17 protein-coding genes are annotated in these 17,194 nt (G+C 71.7%); 8 read left to right on the forward strand and 9 right to left on the reverse strand.

The window, feature by feature from the left end:
• Positions 1-12: 12 nt before the first annotated feature.
• The 3 genes from kdpA to ACGGAQ_RS03850 form a co-directional block, all read right to left on the reverse strand.
• On the reverse strand, positions 13-1,668 hold the full coding sequence (gene kdpA / locus ACGGAQ_RS03840) for a potassium-transporting ATPase subunit KdpA (RefSeq protein ID WP_393044333.1): 1,656 nt from the start codon (positions 1,666-1,668) through the stop codon (positions 13-15).
• Entirely contained in the window at positions 1,668-1,757 is a 90-nt protein-coding gene (gene kdpF, locus ACGGAQ_RS03845) for a K(+)-transporting ATPase subunit F (protein WP_036390805.1), read from the reverse strand. Before kdpF ends, kdpA begins: the two co-directional genes overlap by 1 nt.
• A 384-nt stretch (positions 1,758-2,141) precedes the next feature.
• Positions 2,142-3,182, reverse strand: coding sequence for a TRM11 family SAM-dependent methyltransferase (locus tag ACGGAQ_RS03850; protein ID WP_393044335.1), 1,041 nt, complete (start codon positions 3,180-3,182; stop codon positions 2,142-2,144).
• A 72-nt stretch (positions 3,183-3,254) separates the two neighbouring features.
• Here ACGGAQ_RS03850 and ACGGAQ_RS03855 point away from each other — a divergent pair, with 72 nt between their 5' ends.
• Positions 3,255-4,109: a zf-HC2 domain-containing protein gene (locus ACGGAQ_RS03855; RefSeq protein ID WP_393045653.1), complete on the forward strand. Its 855-nt coding sequence runs from the start codon at positions 3,255-3,257 to the stop codon at positions 4,107-4,109.
• Between the two features lie 24 nt (positions 4,110-4,133).
• On the opposite strand, the gene ACGGAQ_RS03860 is transcribed toward ACGGAQ_RS03855, so the two are convergent.
• The 3 genes from ACGGAQ_RS03860 to ACGGAQ_RS03870 form a co-directional block, all read right to left on the reverse strand.
• Complete coding sequence (locus ACGGAQ_RS03860; protein WP_393044337.1) at positions 4,134-4,757, reverse strand: CGNR zinc finger domain-containing protein; 624 nt, start codon at positions 4,755-4,757, stop codon at positions 4,134-4,136.
• A 7-nt stretch (positions 4,758-4,764) separates the two neighbouring features.
• On the reverse strand, positions 4,765-5,613 hold the full coding sequence (locus ACGGAQ_RS03865) for an MBL fold metallo-hydrolase (protein WP_393044340.1): 849 nt from the start codon (positions 5,611-5,613) through the stop codon (positions 4,765-4,767).
• A gap of 162 nt (positions 5,614-5,775) precedes the next feature.
• Positions 5,776-7,272, reverse strand: coding sequence for a flavin-containing monooxygenase (locus ACGGAQ_RS03870; protein ID WP_393044342.1), 1,497 nt, complete (start codon positions 7,270-7,272; stop codon positions 5,776-5,778).
• Positions 7,273-7,399: 127 nt separating this feature from the next.
• On the opposite strand from ACGGAQ_RS03870, the gene ACGGAQ_RS03875 reads away from it, so the two are divergent.
• On the forward strand, positions 7,400-7,909 hold the full coding sequence (locus ACGGAQ_RS03875) for a pyridoxamine 5'-phosphate oxidase family protein (RefSeq protein WP_393044344.1): 510 nt from the start codon (positions 7,400-7,402) through the stop codon (positions 7,907-7,909).
• A gap of 20 nt (positions 7,910-7,929) precedes the next feature.
• Here ACGGAQ_RS03875 and ACGGAQ_RS03880 read toward each other — a convergent pair whose 3' ends face one another.
• Positions 7,930-8,562, reverse strand: a complete 633-nt coding sequence (locus ACGGAQ_RS03880; protein WP_393044345.1) for a TetR/AcrR family transcriptional regulator — start codon at positions 8,560-8,562, stop codon at positions 7,930-7,932.
• Between the two features lie 78 nt (positions 8,563-8,640).
• On the reverse strand, positions 8,641-9,039 hold the full coding sequence (locus ACGGAQ_RS03885; RefSeq protein ID WP_393044347.1) for a VOC family protein: 399 nt from the start codon (positions 9,037-9,039) through the stop codon (positions 8,641-8,643).
• Positions 9,040-9,138: 99 nt separating this feature from the next.
• Here ACGGAQ_RS03885 and ACGGAQ_RS03890 point away from each other — a divergent pair, with 99 nt between their 5' ends.
• Positions 9,139-10,116 carry a helix-turn-helix transcriptional regulator gene (locus ACGGAQ_RS03890; protein ID WP_393044349.1) on the forward strand — a complete coding sequence of 326 codons (978 nt, stop codon included), beginning with the start codon at positions 9,139-9,141 and terminating at the stop codon, positions 10,114-10,116.
• A gap of 78 nt (positions 10,117-10,194) precedes the next feature.
• Here ACGGAQ_RS03890 and ACGGAQ_RS03895 read toward each other — a convergent pair whose 3' ends face one another.
• Positions 10,195-10,512: a hypothetical protein gene (locus ACGGAQ_RS03895; protein ID WP_393044350.1), complete on the reverse strand. Its 318-nt coding sequence runs from the start codon at positions 10,510-10,512 to the stop codon at positions 10,195-10,197.
• 61 nt (positions 10,513-10,573) lie between these two features.
• On the opposite strand from ACGGAQ_RS03895, the gene ACGGAQ_RS03900 reads away from it, so the two are divergent.
• Genes ACGGAQ_RS03900 through ACGGAQ_RS03920 form a run of 5 tightly spaced genes read left to right on the forward strand, consistent with a single transcriptional unit; the run spans position 10,574 to position 17,129 of the window.
• Complete coding sequence (locus ACGGAQ_RS03900) at positions 10,574-11,455, forward strand: alpha/beta fold hydrolase (protein ID WP_393044352.1); 882 nt, start codon at positions 10,574-10,576, stop codon at positions 11,453-11,455.
• Positions 11,456-11,487: 32 nt separating this feature from the next.
• Positions 11,488-12,648 (forward strand): acyl-CoA dehydrogenase family protein, encoded by a 1,161-nt coding sequence (locus ACGGAQ_RS03905; protein ID WP_387263984.1) that lies wholly within the window; start codon positions 11,488-11,490, stop codon positions 12,646-12,648.
• Entirely contained in the window at positions 12,638-13,852 is a 1,215-nt protein-coding gene (locus ACGGAQ_RS03910; protein ID WP_393044354.1) for an acetyl-CoA C-acetyltransferase, read from the forward strand. The genes ACGGAQ_RS03905 and ACGGAQ_RS03910 overlap by 11 nt, the downstream gene beginning before the upstream one ends.
• Before the next feature lie 17 nt (positions 13,853-13,869).
• Positions 13,870-16,011 carry a 3-hydroxyacyl-CoA dehydrogenase NAD-binding domain-containing protein gene (locus ACGGAQ_RS03915; RefSeq protein ID WP_393044356.1) on the forward strand — a complete coding sequence of 714 codons (2,142 nt, stop codon included), beginning with the start codon at positions 13,870-13,872 and terminating at the stop codon, positions 16,009-16,011.
• The gene (locus tag ACGGAQ_RS03920; protein ID WP_393044358.1) at positions 16,008-17,129 is read left to right on the forward strand and encodes a CaiB/BaiF CoA transferase family protein; all 1,122 of its coding nucleotides are present in this window, start codon (positions 16,008-16,010) and stop codon (positions 17,127-17,129) included. Before ACGGAQ_RS03915 ends, ACGGAQ_RS03920 begins: the two co-directional genes overlap by 4 nt.
• Positions 17,130-17,194 lie beyond the last annotated feature (65 nt).

Below are 17,194 nucleotides of genomic sequence, written 5' to 3' on the forward strand. Positions count from 1 at the left end.
TCCTCATGATGGTCAGAGCCCTTCTGCCAGCGGGCCGAGCGCGAGCGCGGGCAGGAAGGTCAGCGCGACGAGGACCACCGTGACGCCGACGACCATGCCGATGAACAGCGGTCGATGAGTCGGCAGGGTGCCCTCGGACGCGGGGGTGGGTGCCTGGCGGGCCAGCGAACCGGCCAGCGCGAGCACGAAGATGAGCGGCAGGAACCGGCCCAGCAGCATGCACAGCCCCAACGCGGTGTCCCACCAGGTGGTGTTCACAGTGATGCCGGCGAAGGCGGAACCGTTGTTGTTGCTGGCCGAGGTGAACGCGTACAGCACCTCGGAGAGGCCGTGCGGGCCGACGTTGAGCGCCGTCGAGTTGTTGCCGGTGGCGAACGCCGCCGCCGTGCCGACCAGCACCAGGATCGGCGTGATCAGGAAGTAGAGCGAGGCGAACTTGATCTCCCGCGACCCGATCTTCTTGCCCAGGTACTCCGGGGTGCGGCCGACCATCAGGCCGGCGATGAACACCGTGATCACCGCGAGGATGAGCAGGCCGTAGAGGCCCGAACCGGTGCCGCCCGGCGCGACCTCGCCGAGCATCATGTTGACCATGGTCATCATGCCGCCGAGCGAGGTGAACGAGTCGTGGAACGAGTTGACCGCTCCGGTGGAGGTGAGCGTGGTGGCGGCGGCGAAGGTGGCCGAGTTCGACACGTCGAACCGCACCTCCTTGCCCTCCATCGCCGCACCGACCGCCTGCGGGACCGTGCCGTGGCCGGCCAGCTCGAAGATGTTGGTGATGGCGACGCTGAGGAACGCGAGGATGCCCATCACCGCGGCGATGGCGTACCCCTGCCGGTTCTGCCCGACCATTCGGCCGAACACCCGGGGCAGGCTGAACGGGATCAGCAGGAGCAGGAAGATCTGCAACCAGTTCGTCCAGGTCGTGGGGTTCTCGAACGGGTGGGCGCTGTTGACGTTGTAGAAACCGCCACCGTTGGTGCCCAGCTCCTTGATCACTTCCTGGCTCGCGACCGGGCCGCCGGTGATGGTCTGGGCACCGCCGGTCAGCGTGCTCACGTCGGTGCCGCCGGAGAGGTTCTGCACCACCCCGCCGATCATCAAGACGATGGCCCCGAGGACCGCGATCGGCACCAGGATGCGCAGCACGATCCGCGTCAGGTCGACCCAGAAGTTGCCGAGTTGCCCGGTGCGGCTGCGGGCGAAGCCGCGTACCAGCGCGACCGCCACCGCGATGCCGACCGCCGCCGAGACGAAGTTCTGCACGGCGAGACCGGCCATCTGCACCAGGTGGCCCATCGTCGACTCACCCGAGTACGACTGCCAGTTGGTGTTGGTCACGAACGACACGGCCGTGTTCCACGCGCCGTGCGGCACCACCGGGTCGAAGCCCAGCGACAGCCACAGGTGGTTCTGCACCCGCTGGAACAGGTACAGGAACAGGATCGAGACCGCGGAGAACGCGAGCACGCTGCGGGCGTACACGCCCCAGGTCTGCTCGGCGGCCGGGTTGACCCCGACCAGGCGGTAGATCCCCCGCTCGATTCGCGACTGCTTCGTCCCGGAGACCGCTCGGAACATGTAGTCGCCGAACGGCTTGTAGACGGCGACCAGGGCCGCCACCAGCGTCAGCACGAAGATGACGCCCGCTGTTGTCATGGTCATCAGAAGCGCTCCGGAAACAGCAGGGCGAACACCAGGAACGCGCCCAGGACGATCGCGAGCACCAGACCGACGGCGTTGACCGCGTTCACAGCTTCTCCACCGCCCGGACCACCAGGGCGAGCACTGCGAACAGCGCCACCGTGAGGACCACGAACACCACGTCAGACACGCTGACTCCTCTAACCGGAAAGGTTCGTCGCGACCGCCTTCCGGTCGCGCGGGGCAATCAAAGCCCCACCACCCGCCGGACGGCAGGGGTCATAACGCGACCATGACGGCGGCGAACCTTTTCTTGACGCGGTTTTCACACCTGCCCACTGAACAGGTGAAATGCGGCACAGCGGCGCGTCAGCCGGGGAGACGAGGGGTGGCTGTCCACCCTTTGCTCTGCTTCAACGGAGGCGACAGCGAGGCACCGACACTGTTGCGCCGGTTGAAGCAGAGCAAAGGGCCCGAAGGGGATGGGCGGCGGGTCAGGCCGGGCGGCGGGCCACCAGCACGTCGCGCATGATCGACTGGTCGACCCGGTGTCGCAGCGCGCGGTAGGGCTCGTCGTCCACCACCGTCAGGCCGGCGTCGGCCAGGGCCGCCGCCGCGCCGTCGCGGCTGGCGACGTGGGTGTTCCACGAGATGCCCAGCGCTCCGCCGGGGCGCAGCAGCCGCGCCCAGACCGGCGCGGCGTCCGCGAGCAGCGCCAGCGGGTCACGCGTCAGACCCTGATCGGCGGTACGGCTGCCGTGCTGTACGCCGTACGGCGCGTCGGCGACCACCAGGTCGACGGTGTCCGGCCGGAAGAACTCCCCCGCGCGGGTGGTGTCGGCGTTGACGACGTCGAGCAACTGCGTACGGCCCGCCTTGTGCTCCTCGCGGGTCGGCGCCAACTCGATGCGCACCCGCCGGCCGACCACCTTGCGCTCCCGCCGCACCGGCCCCGACTCCAGCACCCGGTGCTTGACCCGCTTCTGCTTCAGCCAGGTCGTGACGAACGCGCGGTACGCCTCGACGTCCTTCTGGTCGCGCTCGATCCCGGCGGCGTCGAAGCCGTACATCAGCGCCTGGTTGAGGGTGGTGCCGCGACCGCAGAGCGGGTCGAGCACCCGGAACCGGCGGCTGGTCAGCTCGCCGGCCCAGTCCGACGCGAGCAGGGTGACGTTGACCAGCAGCTTGGTGAACTGCTCGTTGGTCTTGCCGGGGTACTTCTGGATGGTGAGCAGATCGTCGTCGTAGCGGTCCAGCCGGCTCCACTCGACCGGGCGCAGCAGGTCGCCGACGATCTCGAACAGCGCGTACCCGGCGGAGAGGTTGCCCAGGACGGCCAGGTCCCGTTCGGTCAGCCCGTCACCGCTGAACGTGACGTAGGTCGCCCCGCCGACAACCTCCGTGTCCAGCTCGCCGATCCGGCCGTCGAGCGCCGACCGGCCGAAGATCTCCAGCTCGGCCCGGGTGAGGTCGATGGCGGAGCGGGCGTACACCCGGTTGGTGGCGGGCAGGATCAGCAGGCCGTAGCGCGTCATGATCCGGCGAGTATTCCACAACGGGTGACGGTCGCCGGGAACCGGAGCGGCCTGCGGACCGACTACCCACACATGGGGTGTGAGCAGTGGCGGGAGGTCCTGTCCGCGCAGTTGGACGGGGAGGAGACCGCCGCCGAAGGGGCGGCGGCGCAGGGGCACCTGGACGAGTGCGCCCAGTGCCGGGCCTGGTTCGCGGCTGCGGTCGCGGTGACGCGCCGGGTTCGTACCCGACTGGTCACCGAGGTGCCCGACCGGACCGACGCGATCCTGGCCGCCATCGGTGGCAGCGCCGCTGGCGACGCGGTTGCCGACGCCGGTGACACGCCGCCGGCTGGCCGGTCGCGCTGGCGGCCCCGCTTGCCCGGCCGCGCCGGGTTGGTCGTCGGGCTGCGCGCGGCGCTCGGGCTGCTCGGCGCGGTCCAGCTCGTGCTCGGCCTGGCCCAGGTGGGCCGGGGAGCGAGCGCGGACCACGTGCACGCCGCCGGCCAGCACCTGTGGCACGAGTCGGCCGCCTGGAACGTGGCGGTCGGGGCCGGCTTCCTCTTCGTGGCGGTACGCCGCAGTCCCCCAGCGGGTCTCCTGCCGATGCTCAGCGCGTTCGTCGGCACGCTCCTGCTGCTCTCGGTCAACGACCTCGCCACCGGCTCGGTGGGTGGGGAGCGCCTGGTCAGCCACGGGTTCCTGGTGGTCGGCTACCTGATCACCGCCCTGCTGTCCCGGCCCGGGCTGCGCCCCGGCGGACCCGCGCCGCAGCGGCAGCCGACGCCGTCGCGCTGGAGGTTCGGCACGGACGAGACCGAACGGCCACTGCGGGTGGTCAACTCCGGGGCGTACCCGGCGCAGGCAGCCGACCGCAACGCCGCCCCGGCCGCGCGCACCGGCCGCGCCGCGCGCGCCGGTCAGGCTGGCGACCGCCGGGCGGCCTGAGCCGAGGCGGCGCGCACGGCCTGTTCAGTCCGCCTGTCGACGGCGGGCCCGGTGGGCGCGCAGGTTGGTCGGGAGCCCGCAGACGCGTACGGAGTGCCAGACCCCGCTGTTGTTGCGCGAGCGGTCATAGAACGCGACCTGGCAACGCGGGTTGCGGCAGGTCTTGATCCGCCGGCCGACGTCGGTGAGTTGCGCCTCGAACAGCTCCGCCAGGACGAGGGAGACCAGCAGGTCGGCTCCGGCTCCGGCGGGTTCGAGGTGGACCGAGCCGTTCCCGTCGAGCCGCAGCGTGGCGCCTGTGGCGCGAGGGGCCGGCGCCGGCTCGGGCGGCCCGGATTCCGGTGTGGCGTGCAGCCTGGCGTCGATCCCGTACCGCAGCTCCTCGCGGAAGGTCCGCAGCGCCCGCAGGCCCGCCGGGTCGAGCGTCACGTCGGGTGCCGGCCGCCCGGTGACCGTCGACCACCGGGCGGCGACATCGTGCGCCCACTGCGTGGCGCTGCCGAGATCGTCGAGGAGATCCGGCTGGCGCGGCGCACCGGCCGAGATCGTGTTGAGCAGGTCCTGGACGAGCCCGAGGCCGCCCGGAGCGGGGTCGAGGTCGTACCTCGCGGTGGCGGGCCACAGCGCGGAATCGGATGCCGGCGGCATGGTCAGGTCACTTCCCGATCAGGCCGAGCGCCCCGTACCAGAGCGGCCCCGGGTTCACCCAGTCCGGATAGAGCTCCATCATCGCGTCGAAGAACTCAAGGGCCGTCGACTTCTCCGCCAACAGCCGCTCCACGTTCAGCAGGTACCTCCGGGTCTCGTCGATGCTCGACGGGTCGTCGGGGCGGTTGCGGTTCTTGTGGCTGGCGACGACCGCCCGGGGCGCGAGGGCCTCGACGCGGTCAAGGGCCTTGAGCCACTCTCGCAGTCCACCGTTGACGGTTTCCAGCAGGTACTGGTGGACGCCGTTGTAGACGACGTCGCCGGCCACCACAAGACCGATCGACGGCACGTGCAGGACGGTGGTCTGGTCGCCATCGGTGTGCCCGGTCTCGACCGGCTGGGCGACGTTGCCTTCGAGCAGGATTCCGCCGGGCGGCACCGGAATGGCGTCGATGGGCGACTCCGGGATCAGCCCGGGGAAGACCTTGTCGAACACCTCTTGGCGCCCGACAGTGGCCTGCTGGTGCATGACCTGGATGGTCCCGGGCGTCGCGTAGGTAACGGCGTCGGGGAAGCGCTTGACCAGCTCGGGGGCACCGAACCAGTGGTCGCCGTGCCCGTGGGTGGCGTAGATGGCCGTCAGCCGCTTGCCCGACCGCTCGATCCAGTCTCCCGCCGTCGCGATCTGCTCGTGGGTGAACGGCGGGTCCACCAGCAGCGCCTCCTCGGCCCCCGAGATCAGGGTGGTGGCTGTCGGGTTGAAGTGGATGGGCGAGCCGTCCGGCATGCGCTGCTCTCCGGCCCGGACCGGGCCGTCCAAGACCAAGACCTCGTAGGACAGGGCAGTTGTGGTCATGTCTCCTCCTCGATGACGCGTGAGCCGCCGGTCGGGCGTGCCACCGACCCCCGCACCGCTGAAATAAGCATAAGCCTTACGGCTATTTCAGCAGCTGCGTTCGCGGGTGCTCTGTGTCACGGCCACGGCGACTCGTCGGCCGCCGTGGGGGGCCGGTCAGATTCAGCGTCCAGGACCCGACCAGCCGCTGCGGCCGTAGTCGGCCGGATCCAGCCGGGCGGTACGGCGGCGGTACTCGGCGGCCATCCCCGGCCAGTTGGTGACGATCCGGCCGGTGGCCGTGCGGTACCAGCTCCGGCAGGCGGTCCACACGCTCGTGGCGAGCCGGCGTTGCAGCTCCGCGTCGTAGTCGGCGGCCACCTCGGGGCGTACCTCCAGGGGTTCGCCACCGGCGGCGAGCAGGCGCACCGCCTGCGCGATGTGTCGAGCCTGCGCCTCGTGGAAGTAGATCACCGACGTGTTGCCGGTGTTGGTGTTCGGGCCGTACATGAGGAAGAGGTTGGGAAAGCCGGGCACGGCCATCCCGAGGTAGGCGTACGCACCGTCGCGCCACTCCTCGCTGAGCTGACGGCCGGCGCGTCCGGTGACCCGGATCGGCACCAGGAAGTCGGTGGCCGCGAAGCCGGTGCCGTAGACCAGCACGTCGCAGGGGTGGACCCGGCCGTCGGCGGTGCGGATGCCGTCCTCGGTCACCTCGACGATCGCCTCGGTGACCAGCTCGACGTCGTCCCGGCCCAGGGCGGGCAGCCAGTCGTTGGTGAACAACACCCGCTTGCAGCCCATCGGCTCGACCGGCGTGACGCGGGCGCGCAGCTCCGGGTCGCGTACCTGCCACCACCGCTGCGCCCGCGACACACCCCGCAGCACCGCCGCGGCGACCCGGTTGCCGGTCACGGCCAGCCCGGTGAGCACGGTGACCGACCAGAACGCCGCCCGGGGCACCCGCATCAGCGCCGGCACCCGCCGGTAGAGCGCCCGGCCCAGCCGCCCGTGCCGGCGGTCCGGCTTGGGCAGCGTCCAGGGCGGAGTGCGCTGAAAGACGGTGACCCGGGCCGCCCGGCCCGCGATGGCCGGCACCAACTGCACGGCGCTGGCGCCGGTGCCGATCACCGCCACCCGGGCACCGTCCACCCGTACCCCCGGGTCCCACCGGGCCGTGTGCATTGCGGGCCCGGCGAACCGCTGCGCGCCCGGCAGCGCCGGCACCACCGGCCGCGAGAGCTGCCCGACCGCCGGGACCAGGACATCCGCCGTCAGTTCCGCGCCATCGGCGGTACGCAGCCGCCAGCACGCGCCGGCCTCGTCCCACGACGCGTCGGTGACCTCGGTACGCAACCGCACGCTGTCGGTCAGCCCCAGCTCGGCCACGCAGCGGTGCAGGTAGTCCAGGATCTCCGAGTGCGGCGGGAAGCGCCGCGACCAGTCCGGGTTCAGGGCGAAGGAGTACGAGTAGAGCGGTGCCGGGATGTCGCAGGCGCAGCCCGGATACCTGTTGTCCCGCCAGACGCCGCCGATCCGGTCGGCCCGCTCCAGCAGCACCACGTCCGCGTGGCCGGCGCGGCGAAGCGCTGCGGCCACCGCCACTCCTCCGAACCCGGAGCCGATGATCGCCACTCGCACCCGATTGGGCTGTCGGGCGGTCGCTGCGCTGTCGGTCATGGCGGGCTCCCTCGGCGGTGCGGCCGACCGTAACAGCTTGTTGGCGGCGGGCCAACGACTGGAGCATGGCCGCCTGTCGATCCTGGTAGTCGGTGGGTAGGGTCCTCGCCATGATCGTGAGGGCTGCATGCCGTTGACGAATCCATGGTTGACCGGGCCCACGCCGACAAAGCGGCTCGACCGTGAACGGCTCGAAGAGCGCATTCTCAATCTGTTGTCGTCGCAGAACATGTGCGTGCTCGCCACCACGGGTCCGGACGGGCCGCTGGCCACGCCGGTGCGGTACTACCCACTCGGCTTCGCGGTGCTCTCCACCGCCGCTCCGCGATCGCCGAAGATGCGCAACATCGCCGCCGATCCGCGCGTGTCCGTCGGCATCTTCGCGCCGCTCGTCGGGCTGGCCAGCAGCCGCGGAGCTCAACTGTTCGGAACGGCCAGGGTGCTTGATCCCCAGCATCCGGACCGTGCGCACTACTGGACGGCGTTCCGCTGGGAGAACGAGCACGCCGAGCGGGGGCGACCCCTGTCCGAGCCACCCGAGGACACACTCGTGGTCGTGGAGGCGGAGCGGATCGTCTACACCGAGCACTGGCTGCGACGGGACGGGTACGCGCCCCGCCAGTTCTGGCGTCGCTGAAAAGCCTCCGCCAGCTGCGGTCAGGACGGGTCGCTGCCCGCGATGACCTGCGGGATGACCTGTTCGACGATGGTCAGCAGCGTGGTGGTGAGCAGCAGGTGGACCTGGGCACGGGTCAGCGCTCCACGCTGGAGCCATTCCCGCGCCGTCGACGTCGCCAGCCCGCCGTACGCCCGGACCATTCCGCGCAACTCCTCGCGATGCTCGGCCTCGCCGGCCAGCCCGACGGCGACGAGCATCCGGTCGGCGGCGACCTCCTCCGCCTCGGCGAGCACCCGTTCCACGTCGGCGTCGCCGCCCATCCCCCGGGCGGTGACGGCGGCCAACCAGGACGTGCTGTGCCGCGACACCACGTCGAGGAACCACGCGACGCTGGCATCCACACGCGTCCGCAGGTCACCCTTGGGGAGCCGTTCCAGGGCAACCTCGGGGATGGTCACCATGACCCGGACGACCTCCAGGTAGAGCTCCTTCTTGGTGCCGAAGTAGTGGTTGACCAGGCCCCGGGCGACGCCCGCCTCCCGGGCGACGTCGGTGGTCGACACGTCCGCGTACGGCCGCTCGCCGAACAGCCGGACCGCGCAGGCCAGGATCTGGCCGCGCCGGGCGTCCGGCTCCAACCTGCGGCGGCGCGGAGCCGTCTCGACACTCATCTGCCCGACCCTATCGGCAGCTCACACCGCCAGCTTCGGCATCGACGTCTCCCGCGCCCTCTCGGCGCCGCCGACCGGTCAACGGCGGAACCTCGCGATCGCGTCGGGGGTCACCGGAGTGAAGAAGTTGAGCAGGTTGCCGTCGGGGTCGCGGAAGAGCAGGGCCCGGTTACCCCAGGGCATGGTCGTGGGCTCGTTCACGAAGTCGTCCACCACGCTCTTCAGCCTCTCGTAGAGCGCGTCCACGTCCTCCACGAGGAACTCGATGATCACGCTGTGGTTGTCAGCCGGGCGGGCCGAGCCGGGCGCGAACAGTGGGACGGTGCGGGTGCTGCCGATCGCCAGCGTGCCGTGGGCGGTGCGCAATTCGGCGAAGTCCTCGTTGCCCCAGGTCGCCTGCGCGCCGGTGATCTTCTCGTAGAAGCCGACCAGGCGGTTGATCTCGTCGGTGATGATGCGGATCGAGACGAAGTCCATGTCTTCTCCCTGCTCAATGCGGTCGCTAACGGTCCGTCGAGATCACGCTAGAGCGAATACTGGACAGATTTGGGCCAGTATCTTGATAAGGTTCAGACCGTGGCACGACCAACAGCCCAGGTGCTCGCACTGCTGGAGCTCCTGCAGTCCGGCGGCGTCCGGACGATGGCCGAGCTTGCCGAGCGCCTTGGTGTCGAACCGCGCACGGTGCGGCGCTACGTGAGTCATCTGGTCGACCTGGACCTGCCGGTCGAGTCGGTGCGCGGTCGCTACGGCGGGTATCGGCTCGCCGCCGGCTATCGCCTGCCGCCGTTGATGCTCAGCGACGACGAAGCCCTGGCCGTCCTCCTCGGCCTGATCGCCGGCCGCCGTGCCGGGTTGGCGACGGCAACGGGCACAGCGGGCGAGACAGCCGCCGCGAAGATCCGTCGCGTCCTGCCGCCGCGGACGGCGGACCGACTGGACGCCGCACTCCAGTCCCTCGCCTTCACCGCCGAACCCGGTGACTTCCCCGCGCCGCGGACCGAGGTACTGCTCGCCGTCGCCGAGGCGGTCCGCCATCACCGGCCGATCTCGGTGCAGTACACCTCGGGCGACGGCCGGCGCAGCGTCCGCGTGCTGCATCCGTTCGGGCTGGTCAACCATGCCGGCCGGTGGTACGTCACCGGGGTCGATCCGGAGATCGGCGAGGACCGCACCCTTCGACTCGACCGCATCGCGGACGCGAGACCGCTGCCGGGCTCGTTCGAGCCGCCCGCCGGAACCGATCCGGCCGGGCACCTTCTCAGCTCGATGGCACGAGCGCCGTACCAGCACGCGGTGGCGCTGCGGATACAAGGAACAGTCGAGCAGATCCGCAGGCGTCTACCGGCCAGCATCGCCGAGGTGCGAGAGGGTGCGGACGAAGGCTGGCAGGACGTGGAGATCCGGGCAGAGAGCCTCGACTGGTTGCCCGGCGTGCTCGCCGCGCTCGACCTGCCGTTCGTCATCGAACGCCCGGACGAGCTCCGCGACCGCGTCGTCGCACTCGCCGAGCGCCTGGCGGCCTCGGCACAACGTGAGTCGGCCCGCAACTAGCAAGCCGCCACCCTCACCTTGATCACTCGATGCTCACCAGTTGTCAGCGCCGCTCCTGAGCTGCTGAGCATCAATTGATCACTGAATTCCGCGCCGACCAGGTTCGCTCGGCGGCACTCGCAGGAACGTCACGCCCCGGAACTCGAACTCCGCCTGGGCGACGGCCTCCCTCTCCGTCGGATGACACGTGTCTGCCACGACCTCCCACTCCCGCGTGCAGTAGAAGAGGTAGCGGTGGGTATCGCCGTCGTAGCAGGCGATCGCGAGGCGTACGACCATGTCAGCGAAGTTGCCGACGGAGTGGCGCGCCGCACCGGTTGGCGACTGCTCCGGCCCCAGGTTGGCGAACATGGTGACCCGGGCTCCGTCGAGCAGAGCCGGCGGTGTGGCACTCATGGCACGATCCTCGCCCATCGGCAGGAGTTGAGTGTGAGCCCCGGCGTGTGAGGGTGGGTGGATGCAGCGTGGGGATCCGGACTGGCTCGCTCACACGCGGCGTGGTGACGGGCCGCCGCTGGTGCTTCTTCATGGCATCGGGAGTCGGTGGCAGGTGTGGGAGCCGGTGCTCGACGAGGTGGCCCGGCACCGCGACGTCATCGCGCTGGACCTGCCCGGCTTTGGCGCCTCACCACCGTGGCCCGAGCCAACGAACCCAGCAAAACCACCGAAGCCGCCAAAGCCACCAGAGCCATCGCAGCCACCGGAGCCGCTGGCGCAGGCGGCCCCCGGGTCGGTGGAGCACCTGGCGGATCGGGTCGCCGCGTTTCTGGACGCGCTGGGCGTGCAGCGGCCCGCCGTCGCCGGCAACTCGCTCGGCGGCGGCATCGCGCTGGAGCTGGGTCGACGCGGCCTGGCCGACCCGGTGACGGCGTTCTCGCCCATCGGGTTCTGGGGGCCGATCGGGCGACGGTGGTGCCAACTGACGGTCGGCGGGGCCCGGTCGGCGGCTGGCGGGCTGCGGCCGGCACTGCCCCGGCTGCTGGCGAGCCGGGCCGGGCGGGTGGCGTTCTGCGGCCTCTTCTACGGCCACCCGGGTCACCTCGACCCCGACGAGTGCGTCGAATCGGCGGCGGCGCTGGCCGACGCGCCCGGCTTCGCAATGGCCCGCGCCGCGTTCGCCGGATGGCAGCTCCGTCGAGAGACGGCCGGCGCGCTCGACGACATCCCCGTGACGGTCGCCTGGGGTACGCGCGATCTCGTGTTGCCGTACGCCACTCAGGCCCGGCGGGCCCGCGCGGCGCTGCCGGCGGCCCGGCACGTGCCGCTGGCCGGCTGCGGACATCTGCCCTTCGCGGACGACCCGAAAGCCTGTGCCCGGCTGCTGATCCAGACTTATTGACATGCCGCCAACAGCGCGCGAGGGTGGTGCACATGCCGACGCTCGATGGCTCCCCCTCGCCCTGGCGCGAACCTGAGCACGACGACCTCGCCGACCTGGCCCGCACCTTCTTCACCAAGGAGGTGCTGCCGCACGCGGACCGCCTGCTGGCCCAGGGTCACCCGGACCGCGAGCACTACCGGCGCGCGGGTGAGCTCGGGTTGCTCGGCCTGTCGGTCCCCGAGGAGTACGGCGGCGGGGGCGGCGGCTTCACCCACGAGGCCGTGCTGCTGCACGAGCAGGCGTACACCGGGGAGAGCAGCCTCGGGCTGGCCGTCCACAGTGGCATCGTCACGGGCTATCTCGTCGCGTACGGCAGCGAGGAACAGAAGCGACGGTGGCTGCCCGGCCTGTGCAGCGGTGAGCTGGTCGGCGCGATCGCGATGACCGAGCCCGACGGCGGCTCGGACCTCCAGGCGATGCGCACGCGGGCGGTCCGCGACGGCGACGACTACCTGGTCACCGGCGCGAAGACGTTCATCACCAACGGCGGCCTGGCCGACCTGATTCTGGTGGCCGTCAAGACCGACCCCGAGCAGCGGGCGGCCGGCGTCTCACTGCTGGTGTGCGAGGTGGGCGGCGACCCGGAGGGCTTCCGCCGGGGCCGGCTGCTGTCCAAGATCGGGCTGCACGCCAACGACACCGCCGAGCTGTTCTTCGACGAGTTCCGGGTACCGGCGGCCAACCTGCTCGGCGGCGCCGAAGGGCTGGGCTTCATCCAGCTCATGCAGCAGCTTCCGCAGGAACGGCTGGTCATCGGCGTCGGCGCAGTCGCCGCGATGGAACGCGCGGTCGAGCTGACCGTGGCGTACGCCAAGGAGCGCACCGCCTTCGGCAAGACCCTGATGGGGCACCAGAACACCCGGATGGTGCTCGCCGAGTGCGCCACCCGCACCCGGGTCAGCCGAGTCTTCCTGGACGACTGCATCGTCCGGCACACCCGTGGCGACCTGGACGTCGCCACGGCGGCGATGGCGAAGTCATGGCTCACCGACGGGCAGTGCGAGGTCATCGACAGGTGCCTGCAACTGTTCGGCGGTTACGGCTACACGACGGAGTACCCGATCGCCCGGATGTACGCCGACGCCCGCGTCCAGAAGATCTACGGCGGCACCAACGAGATCATGAAGGAGTTGATCGCCCGTGCCCTCTGAGGCGTACGTCTACGACGCGGTCCGCACCCCGCGCGGACGCGGCCGGGACACCGGCGCGCTGCACGGGGTCAAGCCGATCTCGCTGGTGGTCGGCCTGATCGACGCGCTCCGCGAGCGCAACCCCGGCCTGGACGTGGGCCGGTTGGAGGATCTGCTGCTCGGCATCGTCACCCCCGTCGGGGAGCAGGGCGGCGACCTGGCGCGGGCCGCCGCGCTGCTGGCCGGGCTGCCCGACGAGGTGGGCGGGGTGCAGCTCAATCGGTTCTGCGCCTCCGGGCTGGAGGCGGTCAACTCCGCCGCCGCGCGCATCCGCTCCGGCTGGGAGCACCTGCTGCTCGCCGGCGGGGTCGAGTCGATGTCCCGGGTGCCGATGGGCTCCGACGGCGCGGCCTGGGCCACCGACCCGCAGACCGCGCTGGCCACGTCGTTCGTGCCGCAGGGCGTCAGCGCCGACCTGATCGCCACCCTGGAGGGCTTCACCCGCGACGACGTGGACGGCTACGCGCTGCGCTCGCAGGAGCGGGCCGCCAAGGCGTGGGCCGGCGGGCACTTCGCGCGCTCGGTCGTGCCGGTACGCGACGGCAACGGGCTGGACATCCTCACCGTCGACGAGCACCCCCGCCCGGAGACGACCCGGGAGGCGCTGGCGAAGCTCACCCCGTCCTTCGCCACCATGGGCGAGGCCGCGGGTTTCGACGCGGTCGCGTTGCAGAAGTTCCACTGGCTGGAGGCCATCGAGCACGTCCACCACGCCGGCAACTCGTCCGGCATCGTGGACGGCGCGGCACTGGTGCTGATCGGCTCGGAGCAGGTCGGGCAGGACCTCGGCCTCACCCCGCGCGCCCGGATCGTCGGCGCGGCCGTCACCGGCGCCGACCCGACGCTCATGCTGACCGGCCCGATCCCGGCCACCCACAAGGCGCTCGCCGTCGCCGGGCTGACCCTCGACGACATCGACCTGTTCGAGATCAACGAGGCGTTCGCGGCCGTGGTGCTCAAGTACGTCCGCGACCTGGGCCTCGACCCGGACCGCGTGAACGTCAACGGTGGCGCGATCGCTCTCGGCCACCCGCTGGGCGCCACCGGAGCGATGTTGCTCGGCACGGCGTTGGACGAGTTGGAGCGCCGCGACCTGCGCCGCGCCGTGGTGACCCTCTGCATCGGCGGCGGCATGGGCGTCGCCACCGTTCTCGAGCGCTGCTGACCCGGGGGACAAGACCAATGACCACCACCATCCGGTACGACCGCAGCGCCGACGGCATCGTCACGCTCACCCTGGACGACCCCGACCAGTCCGCCAACACCATGAACCGGGCGTACGCGGCATCGATGAGCGCCGCGCTGGACCGGCTGGAGGCCGAGCACGATCTCGCCGGTGTCATCGTGACCAGCGCGAAGTCGACGTTCTTCGCCGGCGGCGACCTGCCCGAGATGATCCGCGCCACCCGCGCCGACGCGCCCGCGCTGGCGGACCTGCTCGGCACCATCAAACGGGACCTGCGTCGACTGGAGACGCTGGGCCGACCGGTCGTCGCGGCGGTCAACGGCTCCGCGCTCGGCGGCGGCCTGGAGATCGCCCTCGCCTGCCACCACCGCATCGCGCTGGACGCACCCGACTCGCGGCTCGGGCTGCCCGAGGTGACCCTGGGTCTGCTGCCCGGGGCCGGCGGCGTCACCCGGACCGTACGGATGCTCGGCCTGGCCGGCGCGCTGACCACGGTGCTGCTCACCGGCCGGCGGATGCGCCCGGCTGACGCCCTGGCCGCCGGGATCGTCGACGAGGTCGTCGCCACCGAGGCCGAGATGCTGGATCGCGCGCGGGCCTGGATCGCTGCCAACCCGCATCCGGCCCAGCCGTGGGACCGGCCGGACTACCGGATGCCCGGTGGCACCCCGGCCAGCCGTTCGCTGGCCGCGCAGCTGCCCGCCTTCCCGGCCACCCTGCGCAAGCAGCTCAAGGGCGCCCGGCTGCCCGCACCCGAGGCGATCCTGGCCACCGCCGTCGAGGGCGCGCAGGTCGACCTGGACACCGCGTTCACCGTGGAGACCCGGCATTTGATCGGCCTGCTCACCGGGCAGGTCGCCAAGAACATGATCGGCGCGTTCTTCTTCGACCTCAAGGCCGTCAACGGCGGCGCCGCCCGACCGTCCGTGGACGTTGCGCCGGTGCGGCGGGTGGCGGTGCTCGGCGCCGGCATGATGGGCGCCGGCATCGCGTACGCCTGCGCCAGCGCTGGCCTCGACGTGGTGGTCCGGGACGTGTCGCCGGAAGCCGCGGGGCGGGCCCGGGAGCACGCCGAACGACTGCTGGCCCGCCGGGTCCGCAAGGGCCGCGCCACGGAGGCCGACGCCCGCGCGGTGCTGGACCGGATCACCACCACCGACCAGGTGGACGCGCTCGCCGGCTGCGACGCCGTCATCGAGGCGGTCTTCGAGGACCCGGCCCTGAAGAAGGCCGTCTTCGCCGAGGTGCTGCCGGTGCTCGCGCCGGGCGCGCTGCTCGCCTCCAACACCTCCACCCTGCCGATCACTCAGCTGGCCGCCGGGGTGGACCGGCCGGCCGACTTCATCGGCATGCACTTCTTCTCCCCCGTGGACCGGATGCCGCTGCTGGAGATCGTGGTCGGTGCGCAGACCGGTGACGAGGCCCTGGCCCGCGCGTTCGACCTGGGCCGGCGGATCGGCAAGACCCCGATCGTGGTCAACGACGGCCGGGGCTTCTTCACCAGCCGCGTCATCGGCCGGTTCATCGACGAGGCGGTCGGCATGGTCGCCGACGGCGTGCCGGCCGCCTCGGTGGAGCAGGCCGCGTTGCAGGCCGGCTACCCGACCGGGCCCCTCGCGCTGGCCGACGAGGTGAGCCTCACCCTGATCCAGCGGATCCGCCGCCAGTTCGAGGCGGCCAGCGAGGAGTACCTGCCGCTGCCCGCGCACCGGCTCGTCGACGAGCTGGTCGACGCGTACGACCGGCCGGGCCGCGCCGCCGGACGCGGCTTCTACTCCTACGACGACGGCGTTCGAGGCCGGTTGTGGACCGGCCTCGCCGACCTGGTCACCGACGCCGGCAGGGCGGTGCCGTTCACCGACCTCCAGGAACGGATGCTCTTCGCCGAGGCGCTGGACGCGCTGCGCTGCCTCGACGAGGGGGTGCTGCGTACCGAGACCGACGCCAACATCGGCTCGATCTTCGGCATCGGCTTCCCCGCCTGGACGGGCGGCGTGATCCGCTACGTCCGGCAGTACGCGGGCGGCCCGGCCGGCTTCGCGGCCCGCGCCGCCGAGCTGGCCGAACGGTACGGCGACCGGTTCACGCCTCCCGCCGACCTGGCGGACCGGCTCGCTGCGCCGGTTGGCGTCGCGTGACGGCGGCACGCGGCGGGCCGCTGGCCGGGGTGCGGGTGGTCGAGCTGGCCAGCCTCGCGCCGGCCCCGTTCGGCTGCATGGTGCTCGCCGACCTCGGGGCGGACGTGGTGCGCGTCGACCGACCGGGCGGCCCGGGAGCCGGACGCCTCGCCGCGCCGACCGGTGGACCGTTGCAGCGCGGCCGGCGGATCACCGCGCTGGACCTGAAGTCCCCGGCCGGTGTGGCCGACCTGCTGCGCCTCGTCGAGCGGGCGGACGTGCTCGTCGAGGCGTACCGGCCGGGGGTCGCCGAGCGGCTCGGCTTCGGCCCGGACGTCTGCCAGGCCCGCAACCCCCGGCTGGTGTACGCGCGGATGACCGGCTGGGGCCAGGACGGCCCGCTGGCTGCTCGGGCCGGCCACGACATCGACTACATCGCGGTCGCCGGGGCGTTGGAGCCCCTGGGTCGAGCCGACGCACGCCCACACGCGCCGCTGAACCTGATCGGCGACTTCGCCGGCGGTGGCATGTTGCTGGCCGTGGGGGTGTTGGCCGCACTGCTGGAACGGGAACGCTCTGGCGTCGGCCAGGTCGTCGACGCGGCCATGGTGGACGGATCGGCGCTGCTCACCTCGTTCCTGCACGGACTGCTCGGCACCGGCCTGTGGGCCGCCCCGCGCGGGCGGAACCTGCTCGACGGAGGAGCGCCCTTCTACGACACGTACGCCACCGCCGACGGCGGCTTCATGGCCGTCGGGGCGCTGGAGCCGGCCTTCTACGCCGTACTGCTGGCGGGCCTCGGCCTGGCCGACGAGGCGGAACTGCCCGATCAGTACGACCCAAGCGGCTGGGACGAGCTGCGCAGGCGGTTCACCGAACGGTTCGCCGAGCGGACCCGGGACGAGTGGACGGCGGTCTTCGCCGACCTGGACGCCTGCGTCGCCCCCGTGCTGGCCCCGGGTGAGGCGCACCGGCACCCGCACAACGCGGCCCGGGGGACGTTCGTCGAGGTGGACGGCGAGATCCAACCGGCGCCGGCACCGCGCTTCGACCGTACGCCTGCGGGCCCGCCCACCCCGGCGCCCGATCCGGGACGTGACGTCGCGCCGGTCGAGGACATTCTGTCCACCTGGGAGTGATCCACAACCGACTTCCGGGGCAGCCGTGCGGGTGCCGCATTGATACGGTCGTGCACCGACGGTGG

This window comes from Micromonospora sp. NPDC047557 (genome assembly GCF_043205095.1).
Classification (GTDB): Bacteria; Actinomycetota; Actinomycetes; order Mycobacteriales; family Micromonosporaceae; genus Micromonospora.